We start from the raw sequence: 16,519 nt of genomic DNA on the forward strand, positions 1-16,519 counted from the left end.
GCCGGGGCGAAACACGCCACGACGGCCGCATACCATCGACCAGAGACGACGCATCTAACGAGGGGACACCGTGGACGTGAGCGGCGGCAGCGGGCAGCCCCGGTCGGACAACGCCGAACCGACCGAGCACCGCGCAGGTCCTACGGCCCCGCCCACCGACGGAGGCCCGGAGCCGAGCGACGCCCGCGCCACCACCCCCACCGACCCGACCGGACCGACGCGGGAAACACCCGGCGAGGAGCCTGCTCCGCAAGCCCCGGAATCGTCGGAGACGGCGGTAACGCCGGAAGCACCGGAGACGAAGGCAACGCCGGAGACGCCGGAGACGCCGGAGACCGAGGAATCGCCTCGGACTGCGGAGGTGCCGGAGCCGGCGCCCGTACCGCGCACCGCCGCGACCCGGGAACCCCGTGAGGCCCCCGACGACCCCGAGGCCCGCGGGGACGCGCCCGCCGGTGCACCCGGTGACGGCGACGGGCCGGCCCAGGTGCAGTCCGGTATGGCCAAGGGGCAGCCGCCGCAGCGGCCCAAGGAACCCGGTGGCGGACTGCTCATGGGACGGCCCTTCGGCGTCCCGGTGTACGTCGCCCCCAGCTGGTTCGTCGTCGCAGCGCTGATCACCTGGGTCTTCGGCGGCCAGCTCGACCGCGTGCTGCCCGAACTCGGCGCCGCCCGCTACCTCGTCTCCCTCTTCTTCGCCATCGCCTTCTACGCCTCCGTCCTGGTCCACGAACTCGCCCACACGGTCGCCGCGATCCGCTTCAAGCTCCCCGTCCGCCGCATCCAGCTCCAGTTCTTCGGCGGCGTCTCCGAGATCGAGAAGGAGGCCGAGACCCCCGGCCGGGAGTTCGTGCTGGCCTTCGTCGGCCCGCTGCTCTCCCTCGTCCTGTCCGGCCTCTTCTACCTCGCCATGCAGCCCGTCGAGCCCGGCACGGTCGCCGGCGTCCTGCTGGCCGGCCTGATGGTCTCCAACCTCATCGTCGCCGCCTTCAACCTCCTGCCCGGCCTGCCCCTCGACGGCGGCCGGATGCTCCGCGCCGTGGTCTGGAAGATCACCGGCAGGCCCATGAGCGGCACCGTCGCCGCCGCCTGGGTCGGCCGCGCCCTCGCCGTCTCCGTCCTCATCGGCCTTCCGCTGCTCAACCACTGGGGCGCCTTCGGCGGCGGCACCGAGAACAGCAACGGCATGGACGCCGTCACCGACGCCCTGCTCGCCGCGATCCTCGCCGCGATCATCTGGACCGGCGCCGGCAACAGCCTGCGCATGGCCCGGCTCCGCGAACACCTCCCGGAACTGCGCGCCCGCACCCTGACCCGCCGCGCCGTCCCGGTCGAGAACGACACCCCGCTCTCCGAGGCCCTGCGCCGTGCCAACGCCGCCGGTGCCCGCGCCCTGGTCGTCGTCGACGCCGACGGCAACCCCCTCTCCCTCGTCCGCGAGGCCGCGATCGTCGGCGTACCCGAACACCGCCGCCCCTGGGTCGCCGTCAGCGGCCTCGCCCAGGACCTCACCGACGGCATGCGGGTCTCCGCGGAACTCGCGGGCGAGGAACTCCTCGACGTCCTGCGCGCCACCCCCGCCACCGAGTACCTGGTGGTCGAGGAGACCGGCGAGATCTACGGCGTCCTGTCGGCGGCGGACGTCGAACGGGCCTTCGTCAGGGCCATGGCCCGGCCCAGCTGAGAACCCCCCTCCCGAGGCGGGCTCAGCTGCTCCCGGCCGCGGCCGGCGCCCGCCGCTGCCGCCGCCGGACGGCGATCAGCACCGCCGACATGACCGCCGTGAGCGCCACGGCGACCGGGGCCACGGCCTGCCACGGGACATGGAGCAGGAGCGCACCGTAGGCCCAGCCGACTCCGGCGACCAGCACGATGCCCAGCAGCCAGCGCCCCAGCGGGCGCCAGGTCCAGGGCTCCGGGTCGTCCGGCCGGACCAGCCGCACCAGGCCGAACCACGCCGCCAGCGCCGCCAGGAGGGCCGCCGTCACGCCGAGCCCGGCGAACATCTGCGGCTCGTCGCGCGGCTCGTCGGCGGTGGCCTGCTCGTCGTCGTACCGGACGAGCCGCATCACCGCGCCGCGCCAGACCACGGCGTCGACGCGGTCCCCGGTCCGGAGCTGCCGCAGCACCGGTCCCGGGCCGCCGAACGCGACCACGCCGTTCCAGTACGGAGTGCCGGACAGGGTCGCCTCGAAGCGCATGTGCCGCCGCGGGACGAAGCCCCCCTGCCCGTCGACCACCGTGTCCCTCACCGTGAAGGCGACGGTGCGCAGGCAGTCCTCCGCGGGCCCGGCCGGCACGGAGCCCGAACAGACCTCGGCCGCCCGGTACTCCCGGTACTCCCGCACGGTGGTCGGCAGCATCACGGTGAACAGGTAGAAGCAGGCGAACGCCGCGACCACGGCCCCGATCAGCAGTGCGCTGCCCGAGGCCTGTGACCAGCCTCTGTCCGGTCCGGCTCCGGCCCCGTCCGCCATGATCCGCCCCTCCCCGTCCGCCGGCCCGTCCGGAGGACCCTCCCGTCGGCCCGTCAGGCGTCACCCGGCATTGACGCCGCGACTTCACGAGGCGGTTCCAGGCCCCCTCCACCGTGGTCGGTGCCCTCCGCAAACCCCGGTAGGCTGTTCACATGTCCGAACCGACCGGTGCCGCCCGCAGGCGCGGGCCCTTCAAGGTCGGGGACCAGGTACAGCTGACCGACCCCAAGGGCCGCCACTACACGTTCACGCTCGAAGCCGGGAAGAACTTCCACACCCACAAGGGCTCCTTCCCGCACGACGAACTGATCGGCGCTCCCGAGGGCAGCGTTGTCCGCACCACCGGCAACGTCGCCTACCTCGCGCTGCGCCCCCTGCTCCCCGACTACGTCCTGTCCATGCCCCGCGGGGCAGCAGTCGTCTACCCCAAGGACGCGGGGCAGATCCTCTCCTTCGCCGACATCTTCCCCGGCGCCCGCGTCGTCGAGGCCGGCGTCGGCTCCGGCTCGCTCAGCAGCTTCCTGCTGCGTGCCATCGGAGACCAGGGCATGCTGCACAGCTACGAGCGCCGCGCGGACTTCGCCGAGATCGCCCAGCAGAACGTCGAGCGCTACTTCGGCGGCCCGCACCCGGCCTGGCAGCTCACCGTGGGCGACCTGCAGGACAACCTCTCGGACACCGACGTCGACCGTGTCATCCTCGACATGCTCGCCCCCTGGGAGTGCCTGGAGGCTGTCTCCAAGGCGCTCGTCCCCGGCGGCATCCTGTGCTGCTACGTCGCCACCACCACCCAGCTCGCCCGGACCGTCGAGTCCATCCGTGAGATCGGCTGCTTCAACGAGCCGACCTCCTGGGAGACGATGATCCGAAACTGGCACGTGGAAGGCCTCGCCGTCCGCCCGGACCACCGGATGATCGGCCACACCGGCTTCCTGCTCACCGCCCGGCGCCTCGCCGACGGCGTCGAGCCGCCCATGCGCCGCCGCCGCCCCGCCAAGGGCGCCTACGGCGAGGACTACGACGGCCCCAACGCCGACGGCGGCGCCGGCCGCTGAGCCGGTCCCCGCTGCCGCGTCAACGTACGAGCGCCGCGGCCGAGTTCCCCGGACCCCACCGGAACTCGGCCGCGGCGCTCGTACGTTGACGGCATCACAGGACCGCGGAACACCGCCATCCTCGAAAGGCCACCCCGCCGTTCCCTCCCCGCTGTGACGTGTGGCACGATGCAGGCCACCCCCACCGGCACAGGCCTCGCAGGAGACACTCCTAGTGCAGCAATCCGTGGTCCCGGAGCTCGCTCACACCGACACCCGCCCCATGCACTGGCTTGCCACCGCCGCTGCCGTGGCCGGTGTCGTCGCTCTGTCGTCCCTCTTCCAGCCGGGCTCGGCCAAAGCCGCGCAGCCCGCCGCCGGGACCGAGACGAAGCCCGCCCCCGCGGCCGCCGCGCCGCCCGGCACCACCGGCGTGGACTTCCCCCTCGACTGCGGCCCCGTGAAGGAGCTGGTCGTCAAGAAGGCCACCGGTGACCTCGACGGCGACGGCAGGCCGGAGACCGTGGCGGTGGTCCACTGCGACTCGGCCATGGGCACCCCGCCCGACGGCGTCTACGTCCTCACCCAGGCCGCCGGCGCCACCAGTCCCCGCGTCGTCGCCACCCTGGTCGACCCCAAGGACCGGTTCACCGTGACCGACTTCGCCGTCTCCGGCAAAGCGGTCACCGCGACCCTGCTCGGCTATTCCTCGGACAATGTGCCCAGTTGCTGCCCGGACCTGAAGTCCAGCGCCAAGTGGCAGTGGGACGGCCACGCGTTCGTCCGCTCCACGCCGGCGGCCGCCCACAGCGTCTGACGGCCACGCCGGCCCGGCGGGCCCGACGCCACGCGGAGTGGCCGGAAAGTCACTCCGCGTCCGGCCCGTACACCTCGACACGGTCCGCGACCCGGCGCACATGGATGCACTCGCCCGGACACTCCCGCGCCGAGTCCACCACATCGGTGAGCAGCGGCAACGGCACCGGTACCGTCGCCCCCTTCGCCTGCAGCAGCTCGTCGTCCGAGCCCTTCACATAGGCCAGGCCGTCGATGTCCAGCTCGAACACCTCCGGGGCGTACTGGGCGCAGATCCCGTCCCCCGTACACAGATCCTGGTCGATCCAGACCTCAAGTGCCTCACCGCCGGCCAGGGCCTCCTGCTGCACGGTCATCTCTCCTGCCGTCGAAAGCGCCGGACGGCAGGACCCGGGGGTCACCCGGTCCCGCCCCGGCGGGTGTTGAACGCCTTCGACCCTACCTCCGGCGCGCAACGGCCCGCGCACCCTCCTCGTGCGCCCTCCCGATGCGCCCTGGGCCCGCGCGCACGGCGCCTTCCGCCGCGCGGGACGGCGGCGCCCGGCCACCGGATCGATCGACTTGAGCCAACCCGCGACCCGCCCCGTTCATCACGCATCACATCCGACCGGTTGCTCTGTGTAAGAAATCCGCCACCGGGGCACAACCCCTGAACCGGCACTGGAGCGGACAACTCCGGTCAGTCACGACGGGTTTTGACCACTCCGGGCCTGGAACACGCCGCTTCTGAATCGCGTTGAGTGGGTATCCACCCGGCACGAGGGAGAACGCAATGGGTGACCGACGACACACCTTGACAGTCTTTGTGATCTAGGGGTTTCAATCGACACCCACCCAGGTAGGGTCTGGAAGCGTCCAGCTCCCCTTGGAGGAGGTGAGGACCGTGGCAGCCCACGACGACGACATGAACCGCGGCATCCGCCCGGGACGAGGGTCCGACGACCCGTCCGAGCAGATCGCCTATCTTGAGCAGGAGATCGCCGTCCTGCGACGCAAGCTCGCCGACTCTCCGCGACACACGAGGATTCTCGAAGAGCGGATCGTCGAGCTGCAGACGAACCTGGCCGGCGTGTCCGCCCAGAACGAGCGACTCGCGAACACCCTGCGCGAGGCCCGCGACCAGATCGTGGCCCTCAAGGAGGAGGTCGACCGGCTCGCGCAGCCGCCGGCCGGCTTCGGTGTCTTCCTCACGGCGAACGAGGACGGCACCGCCGACATCTTCACCGGCGGCCGCAAACTGCGGGTGAACGTCAGCCCAAGCGTTGACCTGGACGACCTCAGGCGCGGCCAGGAAGTCATGCTCAACGAAGCGCTCAACGTGGTCGAGGCCATGGAGTACGAGCGCGTCGGTGACATCGTCACCCTCAAGGAGATCCTTGAGGACGGCGAGCGCGCCCTCGTGCTGGGGCACACCGACGAGGAGCGGGTGGTACGGCTCGCCGAGCCGCTGCTGGACGTGAACATCCGGCCCGGTGACGCCCTGCTGCTCGAACCCCGTTCCGGCTACGTCTACGAGATCGTTCCGAAGAGCGAGGTCGAGGAGCTCGTCCTCGAAGAGGTCCCCGACATCGGCTACGAGCAGATCGGTGGTCTCGGCGGCCAGATCGAGGCCATCCGCGACGCGGTCGAGCTGCCGTACCTCTACCCCGACCTGTTCAAGGAGCACGAACTGCGGCCGCCCAAGGGCGTCCTGCTCTACGGACCCCCCGGATGCGGCAAGACGCTCATCGCCAAGGCCGTCGCCAACTCGCTGGCCAAGAAGGTCGCCGAGGTGACCGGCCAGGCCGCCGGCAAGAGCTTCTTCCTCAACATCAAGGGCCCCGAGCTCCTGAACAAGTACGTCGGCGAGACCGAGCGGCAGATCCGCCTGGTCTTCCAGCGTGCGAGGGAGAAGGCCAGCGAGGGCACCCCCGTCATCGTCTTCTTCGACGAGATGGAGTCCCTGTTCCGGACCCGCGGCTCCGGTGTCAGCTCGGACGTGGAGAACACCATCGTCCCGCAGCTGCTCGCCGAGATCGACGGTGTCGAAGGCCTCCAGAACGTGGTCGTCATCGGCGCCTCCAACCGCGAGGACATGATCGACCCCGCCATCCTGCGCCCCGGCCGTCTCGACGTGAAGATCAAGATCGAGCGTCCCGACGCCGAGGCGGCCAAGGACATCTTCGGCAAGTACCTCACCGAACGCCTCCCGCTGCACGCCGACGACCTCGGAGAGCACGGCGGCAGCAGGTCGGTCACGGTCGAAAGCATGATCCAGACGGCCGTGGAACACATGTACGCCGAATCCGAGGAAAACCGCTTCCTGGAAGTCACCTACGCCAACGGCGACAAGGAAGTCCTCTACTTCAAGGACTTCAACTCCGGCGCGATGATCGAAAACATCGTCGGCCGTGCCAAGAAAATGGCGATCAAGGACTTCCTCGACCACAACTCGAAGGGCCTGCGCGTCTCCCACCTCCTCCAGGCCTGCGTGGACGAGTTCAAGGAGAACGAGGACCTGCCCAACACCACCAACCCCGACGACTGGGCCCGGATCTCCGGAAAGAAGGGCGAACGGATCGTGTACATCCGTACCCTCATCACCGGAAAGCAGGGCGCGGACACCGGACGCTCCATCGACACGGTGGCGAACACCGGACAGTACCTGTAAAACACAGGGCGGCTGCGGGTGCCCTCACCGGGTACCCGCAGCCGACTGTTTTTCCGGCCAAAACCGGATCCGAGGCGAGCAAGGCAATGACGCAAATGATCTCCCCACCAGCGCAGAGGCGTTCTAGGCTCTTTCCTACCGCCGAGTCGCGCAGTGCGGGGACGGGCACCGCACACGCACCGGAGCGCCAGCGGTACGCGAGCGGAGCCCACGACCGAGGGCTCCGCCGGGCAAGGAGGGCCGCATGACCGTACGGCGAGTAATGGGCATCGAGACGGAGTACGGGATCTCCGTCCCCGGCCACCCCAACGCCAATGCCATGCTCACCTCGTCCCAGATCGTCAACGCCTACGCGGCGGCGATGCACCGGGCCCGCCGGGCCCGCTGGGACTTCGAGGAGGAGAACCCGCTGCGGGACGCCCGGGGCTTCGACCTCGCACGCGAGGCCGCCGACGCCAGCCAGCTCACCGACGAGGACATCGGCCTCGCCAACGTGATCCTCACCAACGGCGCACGCCTCTACGTCGACCACGCGCACCCCGAATACAGCGCTCCCGAGGTCACCAACCCCCGCGACGCCGTCCTCTGGGACAAGGCCGGCGAACGCATCATGGCCGAGGCCGCCGAACGGGCCGCCCAGCTCCCCGGTGCCCAGCCCATCCACCTCTACAAGAACAACACCGACAACAAGGGCGCCTCCTACGGCACGCACGAGAACTACCTGATGAAGCGGGAGACCCCCTTCTCGGACATCGTGCGCCACCTCACGCCCTTCTTCGTCTCCCGCCAGGTCGTCACGGGCGCCGGCCGCGTCGGCATCGGCCAGGACGGCCATGAGCACGGCTTTCAGCTCAGCCAGCGCGCGGACTACTTCGAGGTCGAGGTCGGCCTGGAGACGACCCTCAAGCGGCCCATCATCAACACCCGCGACGAACCCCACGCCGACGCCGAGAAGTACCGCCGCCTCCACGTGATCATCGGCGACGCGAACCTGTCGGAGATCTCGACCTACCTGAAGCTGGGTACGACGGCGCTGGTCCTGTCCATGATCGAGGACGGCTTCATCGCCGTCGACCTGGCCGTCGACCAGCCCGTACGCACCCTCCACCAGGTCTCCCACGACCCGACGCTGAAGAGGCTGGTCACCCTTCGCAGCGGACGCACACTCACCGCGGTCCAGCTCCAGATGGAGTACTTCGAGCTGTCGCGCAAATACGTGGAGGAGCGCTACGGCGCCGACGCCGACGACCAGACCAAGGACGTCCTCGCCCGCTGGGAGGACACCCTCAACCGTCTGGAACACGACCCCATGAGCCTCTCCGGAGAGCTCGACTGGGTCGCCAAGCTGGAGCTCATGGAGGGCTACCGCCGCCGCGACGGCCTCGACTGGGACGCCGCCAAGCTGCACCTCCTGGACCTCCAGTACGCCGACGTCCGGGCCGAGAAGGGCCTCTACAACCGTCTCGCGGCCCGCGGGCGCATGAAGCGGCTCCTGGACGAGGCCGACGTGGAACGGGCCCGCACCAGCCCGCCCGAGGACACCCGGGCCTACTTCCGCGGCCGCTGCCTGGAGCAGTACGCCGACGACGTCGCCGCGGCGAGCTGGGACTCGGTCATCTTCGACCTGCCGGGCCGCGACAGCCTCCAGCGCGTCCCAACCCTGGAACCGCTACGCGGAACGCGAAATCACGTCAAGGAGCTCCTGGACCGCTGTCGCACTGCAGAAGACCTGGTCAGGGTCCTTTCCGGCGGCTGAACGGCTACCCGGACCACACCGGGCGACCGGGGTCAAAACCCCGGCGCCCGGGAATCATCGAGGTGGCCCCCGTACGTTGGAGAAACTGCGGGGCCGATGTCGGACCCGGCTTGTAGGGTCTGATCATCACCGATCGGCAGGAAAGCCGACCTGTCGACCCATGTCGGGCGAACTGAGCGGGGTGAGGGTTATGGCAACCAAGGACACCGGCGGCGGACAGCAGAAGGCCACGCGCACCACCGAGGAGGCCGAGGAGCAGGCGGCGGAGTCGCAGGCTTCGGAGGACCTCAAGGAGCGGCACGAGAAGCTGTCGGACGACGTGGACTCCGTCCTGGACGAGATCGACGACGTCCTGGAGGAGAACGCCGAGGACTTCGTGCGCTCCTTCGTGCAAAAGGGCGGGCAGTAAGTCCGTTTTCCCTTCGAATCGAAGGTGGATGGAGTTCGGGAGTGCCGGGGGCGTCGACCGTGAAGTGTTGCGCGCGGTGCGGGCAGACCAAGCCGCGCGCGGCCTTCGCCGCAAAGAGGTCGAACCCTGATGGTTTCCGGTATCGCCGCGGACTCCGCCAGATCTGTCCGACTGCCCCGCTCACGCATGTGGATCACCGCCACAAGACGGGTAGGGTCCGGGCGTACTGTGCTTCAACTGCAATTCGGCCATCGGCAAGTTGGGAGATGATCCCGACGCTGTTCGTCGGGCAGCCGCTTACCTGGAAGGAACTCCGTGGAAGCCAACACTCGTAGCACCGGGCGTCTACCAGCTGCCTTCCTGACGCCTGGGTCCTCTTCGTTCATGGACTTTCTTGCCGACCACCAGCCGGAGATGCTGCCCGGCAAGCGGCAGTTGCCGCCCGCACAGGGCGTGATCGAGGCGCCGCACGGGACGACGATCGTGGCGGTGACCTTCCCCGGCGGCGTCGTGCTCGCCGGTGACCGTCGGGCCACCATGGGCAACGTGATCGCCCAGCGGGACATCGAGAAGGTGTTCCCGACCGACGAGTACTCGGCCGTCGGTATCGCCGGCACCGCCGGTCTCGCCGTGGAGATGGTGAAGCTCTTCCAGCTGGAGCTGGAGCACTTCGAGAAGGTCGAGGGCGCCCAGCTGTCGCTGGAGGGCAAGGCGAACCGGCTGTCGACGATGATCCGTTCCAATCTCGGTATGGCCATGCAGGGTCTCGCCGTGGTCCCGCTGTTCGCCGGGTTCGACGTGGACCGGGCCAAGGGGCGGATCTTCTCGTACGACGTGACGGGCGGCCGTTCCGAGGAGCACAACTTCTCCGCGACGGGCTCCGGCTCCATCTTCGCGCGCGGTGCCATGAAGAAGCTGTTCCGCGAGGACCTCACCGAGGAGCAGGCGACCACACTGGTCGTGCAGGCTCTGTACGACGCGGCCGACGACGACTCGGCGACCGGTGGTCCCGATGTCGCCCGCCGGATCTACCCGATCATCACCGTGATCACCGAGGACGGGTTCCGTCGGCTCACCGACGACGAGTCCGCCGGGCTCGCCCGTGCGGTGCTGGCGCGCCGCCTGGAGGAGCCCGACGGCCCGCGCGCGGCGCTGCTCTAGCGCGTCGGCGTTCTTATCAAGGTGATCCCAGTGACTTCGACGGAACCCTAAGGAAGGGGACGGATACCGGTGTCGACGCCGTTCTATGTCTCACCTCAGCAGGCCATGGCGGACCGTGCCGAGTACGCCCGCAAGGGCATCGCGCGCGGCCGCAGTCTGGTCGTGCTCCAGTACGCCGACGGCATCGTGTTCGTCGGCGAGAACCCGTCCCGCGCGCTGCACAAGTTCAGCGAGATCTACGACCGGATCGGTTTCGCGGCCGCCGGCAAGTACAACGAGTACGAGAATCTGCGGATCGGCGGCGTGCGCTACGCCGACCTGCGTGGCTACACCTATGACCGTGACGACGTGACCGCGCGTGGCCTTGCCAACGTGTACGCACAGACGCTGGGCACGATCTTCTCGTCGGCCGCGGAGAAGCCGTACGAGGTGGAGCTGGTCGTCGCCGAGGTGGGGGAGACCCCGGAGGGTGACCAGATCTACCGGTTGCCGCATGACGGTTCGATCGTGGACGAGCACGGTTCGGTCGCGGTCGGCGGTAACGCGGAGCAGATCAGCACCTATCTGGACCGTGAGCACCGGGACGGCATGACCCTCGCGGAGGCTCTGAAGCTGGCTGTGACGGCTCTGTCGCGGGAGTCGAACGGCACGCAGCGGGAGATTCCCGCCGAGCGTCTGGAGGTCGCGGTGCTGGACCGCACGCGTCCCCAGAAGCGCAAGTTCAAGCGGATCGTCGGCCCGCAGCTGGGCCGGCTGCTGGAGTCGGACGGTGCGGCCACGGCCGCCGAGGCCGAGGAGTCCGAGGAGTCCGGCGGCGACGTCGAGTAACGCCCGGCTTCATCGCCGCGCTCTGCAGGCCCCGCTCTGCGCGCCCCGTCCGGTGTACCCATCGGACGGGGCGCGGGCGTCTGCCCGGCTATGACGCCCGTGGCGGCGCCGTGGAGCCGCGTACGACCAGCTCCACAGGGATGTCCCCGCGCTCCGGTTCCCGGCCGTCCAGGACGGCGAGGAGGGCCTGCATACCGCGTTCGCCGAAGAGTTCCGCGTCCAGGCGCACGGTCGTCAGCTCGGGGTCGAGGGCGGTGGCCAGGGCGAGGTCGTCGAGGCCGGTGACGGAGATGTCGTCGGGGACGCGCAGGCCCTGGCGGCGCAGGGCCTTGTAGGCGCCGGCGGCGAGTTTGTCGTCGTCGCAGACGAGGGCGGTGGGCCGGGGGCCGGGCGCGGCGAGGGCGGCTTCGGTGGCGATGCGGGCGCCTTCGATCGAGATCGGGGCGTGGACCGTGCGTACCGAGGTGCCCGGCACGCCCGCCGTGCGGGCCGCCAGTTCGCGCGCGCGTACCTCGAAGGTCCAGGACGCGACGTCCGCGGCCAGGTGCAGGAAGCGGCGGTGGCCGAGGCCCAGCAGGTGGTCGGCGACCTGGCGAACGCCGTCGGCGATGTCCAGGTTGACCGTGGCGGCGCCCAGACTGCCGCCCGGGTCGCTGTCGAGCATGACGAGGGGAAGCTGGTCGCCGCGGATGGCGGTGAGGGCGTCGGCCGCCATGGAGGAGGCGATGACGCCGTCGAGGGCGGCCTGGGCGGAGGCGAAGGGGTCGCGGGCGGGGCCGATGCCCTCGGGGGAGGGGTAGAGGACCACGCCGAAGCCGTGTGCGGAGGCGACCCGGGCGGCGCCGGTGTAGACGCCCGCGAAGAACTCCGTCGTCAGCGCGGGGACGACCAGGAGGACGGTGCGGGTCCGGCCGAGGCGGAGGTTGCGGGCGGCGAGGTTCGGCCGGTAGCCCAGGTCGCGGGCGGCTTCCCGGACCCGTTCGGCGGTGGCCTCGGACACCCGGCCGCGCCACTTGTCGCCCAGCACCAGCGACACGGCCGCCTGGGAGACGCCGGCGGCCTGGGCGACGTCGCGGCTCGTCGGGCGCGTGCTGCTGTGTGGCACCGGGGGTGGGCTCCTTCGTCTGGACGTGTGAACAGCGCACATGGTACGTATGGGAGGCGGGGTTATACGTAAAACGTGGAGGTGGGACATGGCCGCGGGGTACCTGGAGATCCTCAGGGCGAGGCACGCGGCCCGGTTGCTGACGGGGACGCTGGTGGGCCGGCTGCCGAACGCGACCGCCGCCATCGCGATCGTGCTGTTCGTACGGGCGCAGGGCGGCACGTACAGCCTCGCGGGTGCGCTCGCGGCGGTGTACGGCGTGGCCAACGCCGTCGGCCAGCCGGTGCTCGGGCGGCTGGTCGACCTGTGCGGGCAGCCTCGGGTCCAGTTGCCCGCCGCGTTCGCGTCGGCCCTCGCGATGGCCGTCTTCGCCTTCACGGGCACCGAACCGCTGCCGGTCGCCTGTGCCGCCGTGGCGGCGGCCGGGCTCTTCGCGCCGCCTCTGGAGGGCGGTCTGCGCGCCTTGTGGCCGAGTGTCCTCGGGAAGGAGGACCAGGTGCACACGGCGTACGCGATGGACGCGGTGGCGCAGGAAGTCATGTTCACCGTTGGGCCGTTGCTGGTCACGTTGTGCGTGTCGCTGTGGTCGGCGCAGGCGGCGCTGCTCGTCGTGAACGCGGTGGGTGTCCTCGGGGCGCTCTCGGTCGTGGTCTCGCCGCCGTCGCGTGCGTGGCGTTCGGCGCCGCGCGAGGCGCACTGGCTGGGCGCGCTGCGCTCGTCCGGGCTACGGGCCCTGCTGGCCGCGTTCCTGTTCGTCGGGATCGCGCTGGGTTCCATCACGGTCGCGTCGGTGCCGTACGCGGACGGCCACGGCGGTGACGCGGTGTACGGCTGGCTGATGGCCGCCCTGGGGATCGGCGCGCTGCTGGGGGGCACCGTCTACGGGGCGCTGCGGTGGGCGGGGGAGCCGGCGCGGCGACTGCGGGTGCTGGTGGCTCTTCTGGCGGTGTGTTACCTGCCGCTGATGCTGATGCCGGGTGCGGTGGCCATGGTGTTGCTCACCGTGCTGGCCGGGGTGTTCCTGGCGCCGGCGATCGCGTGTGCGTTCGTGCTGGTGGACCGGCATGCGCCGCGCGGTACGGTCACCGAGGCGTTCTCCTGGCTTGTGACGACGTTCACAGTGGGGGCGTCGGTGGGAACGGGCCTGGCGGGCCCGGTGGTCGAGGCGGGCGGGGCCCTGTGGGGGTTCGCCGTACCGGGTGCGGCGGGGGGCGTGTCATTGCTGGTCCTGGCGGTCACCGGGCGGGTCCTCGCAGCTCCCGCTGGGGGTGCGGTGGTTGCGGCCGGTTCGGAAAATGATCCAAATCGTGCTGCCGAACCCCGTTTCAGCTCAGGGGATCGGGCGTAATGTTCAGTCATGGACCGCCGCATTTTCGGGCTGGAGAACGAGTACGGCGTCACGTGCACGTTCAGGGGACAGCGCCGCCTGTCGCCTGACGAGGTGGCGCGGTACCTCTTCCGGCGTGTCGTGTCATGGGGTCGTAGCAGCAATGTCTTTCTGCGGAACGGCGCCCGCCTCTATCTCGACGTGGGGTCACATCCGGAATACGCGACACCGGAATGTGACAACGTGACCGAACTGGTCACCCACGACAAGGCCGGGGAGCGCATTCTCGAAGGACTCCTGGTGGACGCGGAACGACGCCTGCACGAGGAAGGAATCGCGGGCGACGTCTACCTTTTCAAGAACAACACGGACTCGGCGGGCAACTCCTATGGTTGCCACGAGAACTATCTGGTGGCGCGGCACGGGGAGTTCTCCCGGCTCGCGGACATTCTCATTCCGTTCCTGGTGACCCGGCAGCTGCTGTGCGGCGCCGGGAAGGTGCTGCAGACGCCGCGCGGTGCGGTGTACTGCGTGAGCCAGCGTGCGGAGCACATCTGGGAGGGCGTCTCCTCGGCGACGACGCGTTCCCGGCCGATCATCAACACGCGCGACGAGCCGCACGCGGACGCCGAGCGCTACCGCCGGCTGCACGTCATCGTCGGCGACTCGAACATGTCCGAGACGACGATGCTGCTGAAGGTCGGCGCCACCGACCTGGTGCTGCGCATGATCGAGGCGGGCACGGTGATGCGGGACCTGACCCTGGAGAACCCGATCCGGGCGATCCGCGAGGTCAGCCACGACATCACGGGCCGGCGCAAGGTGCGCCTGGCCAGCGGCCGGGAGGCCTCCGCGCTCGAGGTGCAGCGGGAGTACTACGAGAAGGCCGTGGACTTCTGCGAGCGCCGCGGTATCCGTACCGGCACGGTCGAGCAGGTGCTGGAGCTGTGGGGCCGGACGCTGGACGCGATCGAGGCCGAGGACCTGGACCGGATCGGCACCGAGATCGACTGGGTGATGAAGTACAAGCTCATCGAGCGGTACCGGGCCAAGCACAACATGACCATGTCTCATCCGCGCGTGGCGCAGATAGACCTCGCCTATCACGACATCCACCGTCGTCGGGGTCTGTATTACCTGCTGGAGAAGAGGGGTCAAGCCGCGCGGATCTGCAATGACTTGAAGATCTTCGAGGGCAAGTCGGTGCCGCCGCAGACGACTCGGGCGCGGTTGCGCGGTGACTTCATCCGGCGGGCCCAGGAGCAGCGGCGGGACTTCACGGTCGACTGGGTGCATCTGAAGCTCAACGACCAGGCACAGCGCACGGTGTTGTGCAAGGACCCGTTCCGTTCCGTCGACGACCGGGTGGAGAAGCTCATCGCCGGTATGTGAGCGTTCGCCACACAACGCCACACGGGCGCCGTACGTTTTCCGTACGGCGCCCTTGTCACGTCGTAGAGTTGCGCGCACGCCATCCGCAAGATCGACCGATTACGAGGCTCTTCCGTGCGCCGACGCTCTCTTCTCCTTGCCGCTGTTCCCGCGGGACTGGTCACGCTCGCCGGGTGCGGTGACGGCAAGTCGTCCTCCTCCAGCAAGGCGAGCGCCTCGCCGTCGGCCTCCGCCTCGGTTCCCCCGCCGAAGATCGTGGACGGGCCGTTGCCGGCGATCACGGCGGGCACGAAGTTCGACGAGAAGCCGACGGTCGCCAAGGGCAGCGGGGACCCGTCGAAGAACCTGGCGGTCAAGACGGTGATCGCGGGCAGCGGCAAGACGGTCGCGGAGAACGACTTCATCCAGGCCAACTACCTGGGGCAGATCTGGTCCACGGCGAAGGTCTTCGACCAGTCGTACGACCGTACGCCGCTGCTCATGCAGCTCGCCGCGGGCAGCATCATCGACGGCTGGCGGTACGGGCTGGCCGGGAAGAAGGTCGGCAGCCGGGTGCTGATGGCCGTGCCGCCGACCTGGGGGTACGGCAGCGCGGGCAACTCGCAGGCGGGGATCAAGGGCACGGACACGCTGGTGTTCGTGGTCGACGTGCTGAACTCGTTCAACTCGAAGAGCTCCAGCACGGGCAAGGAGGTCGCGCAGAGCGACTCCGCGCTGCCCAAGGTCGGCACGAACACGGACGGCAAGGCCCCGTCGATCGACATTCCCAAGGCCGACCCGCCCAAGAAGCTGGTGTCGAACTACGTGCTGGAGGGCGACGGCGCGGTGGTGCAGTCGGCGCAGACCATCCTGTGCCAGTTCAAGGGCGAGGTCTGGGACAGCGGCAAGGTCTTCGAGCAGACGTACGAGAGCGGGCGGCTCGCCCAGTTCTCGATCGAGCAGATGCAGGGGGTCGTCAAGGGGCTGGCGCAGGGGATCACCGGCAAGAAGGTGGGCAGCCGGATCATGATCGTCACCCCGCCGGACCTGGCCTACGGGAACAACCCGCCGAGCGGTGGTGTGGTGAAGAAGGGTTCGACGCTGGTGTTCACGGTGGACATTCTTGCGGCGATGTAGTCGCGCGGGCGGCACGGGGCCGGGGATGAAAGACTGTCCGGGTTCCGTGTCGTACACAAGCAGGAGCCAGAGACGTGAGCATCGACAAGCCCGAGATCGACTTCCCCGAGGGCGAGGCCCCGGCCGACCTGGAGATCAAGGACATCTGGGAGGGCGACGGCGAGGTGGCCCAGGCCGGCCAGACCGTCACCGTGCACTATGTGGGTGTCGCGTTCAGCACCGGCGAGGAGTTCGACGCCAGCTGGAACCGGGGCGCGCCGTTCCGCTTCCCGCTCGGCGGGGGCCGGGTCATCAAGGGCTGGGACCAGGGCGTGCAGGGCATGAAGGTCGGCGGCCGTCGCCGGCTGACCATCCCGGCCCACCTCGCCTACGGCAACCAGAGCCCGACGCCGGCGATCAAGCCCGGCGAGACGCTGATCTTCGTCGTGGACCTGATCGCGGTCTGATC

Annotated in this window: 15 protein-coding genes and 1 pseudogene; 13 read left to right on the forward strand and 3 right to left on the reverse strand. The window is 69.7% G+C overall.

The window, feature by feature from the left end:
• Positions 1-70 precede the first annotated feature (70 nt).
• Positions 71-1,684, forward strand: a complete 1,614-nt coding sequence (locus KVT45_RS22775; protein WP_217550301.1) for a site-2 protease family protein — start codon at positions 71-73, stop codon at positions 1,682-1,684.
• Positions 1,685-1,706: 22 nt separating this feature from the next.
• Here the strand turns inward: KVT45_RS22775 and KVT45_RS22780 are convergent, their stop codons facing one another.
• Entirely contained in the window at positions 1,707-2,477 is a 771-nt protein-coding gene (locus KVT45_RS22780) for a hypothetical protein (RefSeq protein ID WP_217550303.1), read from the reverse strand.
• Between the two features lie 152 nt (positions 2,478-2,629).
• Here KVT45_RS22780 and KVT45_RS22785 point away from each other — a divergent pair, with 152 nt between their 5' ends.
• Together KVT45_RS22785 and KVT45_RS22790 are read left to right on the forward strand one after the other, a co-directional pair.
• Positions 2,630-3,532 (forward strand): tRNA (adenine-N1)-methyltransferase, encoded by a 903-nt coding sequence (locus tag KVT45_RS22785; RefSeq protein ID WP_089103073.1) that lies wholly within the window; start codon positions 2,630-2,632, stop codon positions 3,530-3,532.
• Between the two features lie 214 nt (positions 3,533-3,746).
• Positions 3,747-4,328, forward strand: coding sequence for a hypothetical protein (locus KVT45_RS22790; RefSeq protein ID WP_217550305.1), 582 nt, complete (start codon positions 3,747-3,749; stop codon positions 4,326-4,328).
• A 49-nt stretch (positions 4,329-4,377) separates the two neighbouring features.
• Here KVT45_RS22790 and KVT45_RS22795 read toward each other — a convergent pair whose 3' ends face one another.
• On the reverse strand, positions 4,378-4,683 hold the full coding sequence (locus KVT45_RS22795) for a ferredoxin (protein ID WP_217550307.1): 306 nt from the start codon (positions 4,681-4,683) through the stop codon (positions 4,378-4,380).
• 527 nt (positions 4,684-5,210) lie between these two features.
• Here KVT45_RS22795 and arc point away from each other — a divergent pair.
• The 6 genes and pseudogenes from arc (at position 5,211) to prcA (ending at position 11,131) form a co-directional block, all read left to right on the forward strand.
• Positions 5,211-6,977: a proteasome ATPase gene (arc, locus tag KVT45_RS22800; RefSeq protein ID WP_089103077.1), complete on the forward strand. Its 1,767-nt coding sequence runs from the start codon at positions 5,211-5,213 to the stop codon at positions 6,975-6,977.
• Positions 6,978-7,221: 244 nt separating this feature from the next.
• The gene (gene dop / locus KVT45_RS22805) at positions 7,222-8,733 is read left to right on the forward strand and encodes a depupylase/deamidase Dop (RefSeq protein WP_368857556.1); all 1,512 of its coding nucleotides are present in this window, start codon (positions 7,222-7,224) and stop codon (positions 8,731-8,733) included.
• A 190-nt stretch (positions 8,734-8,923) separates the two neighbouring features.
• Positions 8,924-9,142, forward strand: coding sequence for a ubiquitin-like protein Pup (locus KVT45_RS22810; RefSeq protein WP_089103364.1), 219 nt, complete (start codon positions 8,924-8,926; stop codon positions 9,140-9,142).
• A 185-nt stretch (positions 9,143-9,327) separates the two neighbouring features.
• Positions 9,328-9,506: pseudogene (locus tag KVT45_RS22815) on the forward strand (endonuclease domain-containing protein); the annotation flags it as partial.
• Complete coding sequence (prcB, locus tag KVT45_RS22820; RefSeq protein WP_217550309.1) at positions 9,458-10,303, forward strand: proteasome subunit beta; 846 nt, start codon at positions 9,458-9,460, stop codon at positions 10,301-10,303. The pseudogene KVT45_RS22815 and the gene prcB, both read left to right, overlap by 49 nt.
• A gap of 69 nt (positions 10,304-10,372) precedes the next feature.
• Positions 10,373-11,131 (forward strand): proteasome subunit alpha, encoded by a 759-nt coding sequence (gene prcA, locus KVT45_RS22825; RefSeq protein WP_217550311.1) that lies wholly within the window; start codon positions 10,373-10,375, stop codon positions 11,129-11,131.
• Between the two features lie 88 nt (positions 11,132-11,219).
• On the opposite strand, the gene KVT45_RS22830 is transcribed toward prcA, so the two are convergent.
• On the reverse strand, positions 11,220-12,236 hold the full coding sequence (locus KVT45_RS22830; protein WP_217550313.1) for a LacI family DNA-binding transcriptional regulator: 1,017 nt from the start codon (positions 12,234-12,236) through the stop codon (positions 11,220-11,222).
• A gap of 88 nt (positions 12,237-12,324) precedes the next feature.
• Here KVT45_RS22830 and KVT45_RS22835 point away from each other — a divergent pair, with 88 nt between their 5' ends.
• The 4 genes from KVT45_RS22835 to KVT45_RS22850 all read left to right on the forward strand — a co-directional run bounded on the left by KVT45_RS22835 (position 12,325) and on the right by KVT45_RS22850 (position 16,517).
• Entirely contained in the window at positions 12,325-13,584 is a 1,260-nt protein-coding gene (locus KVT45_RS22835) for an MFS transporter (protein WP_217550315.1), read from the forward strand.
• 9 nt (positions 13,585-13,593) lie between these two features.
• Positions 13,594-14,955: a Pup--protein ligase gene (gene pafA / locus KVT45_RS22840; RefSeq protein WP_217550317.1), complete on the forward strand. Its 1,362-nt coding sequence runs from the start codon at positions 13,594-13,596 to the stop codon at positions 14,953-14,955.
• A gap of 114 nt (positions 14,956-15,069) precedes the next feature.
• The gene (locus tag KVT45_RS22845) at positions 15,070-16,071 is read left to right on the forward strand and encodes an FKBP-type peptidyl-prolyl cis-trans isomerase (protein WP_217550319.1); all 1,002 of its coding nucleotides are present in this window, start codon (positions 15,070-15,072) and stop codon (positions 16,069-16,071) included.
• Positions 16,072-16,145: 74 nt separating this feature from the next.
• Complete coding sequence (locus KVT45_RS22850; protein WP_217550321.1) at positions 16,146-16,517, forward strand: FKBP-type peptidyl-prolyl cis-trans isomerase; 372 nt, start codon at positions 16,146-16,148, stop codon at positions 16,515-16,517.
• Positions 16,518-16,519: the final 2 nt, after the last annotated feature.

This window comes from Streptomyces sp. GbtcB6, from assembly GCF_019091475.1.
GTDB lineage: Bacteria > Actinomycetota > Actinomycetes > Streptomycetales > Streptomycetaceae > Streptomyces > Streptomyces hyaluromycini.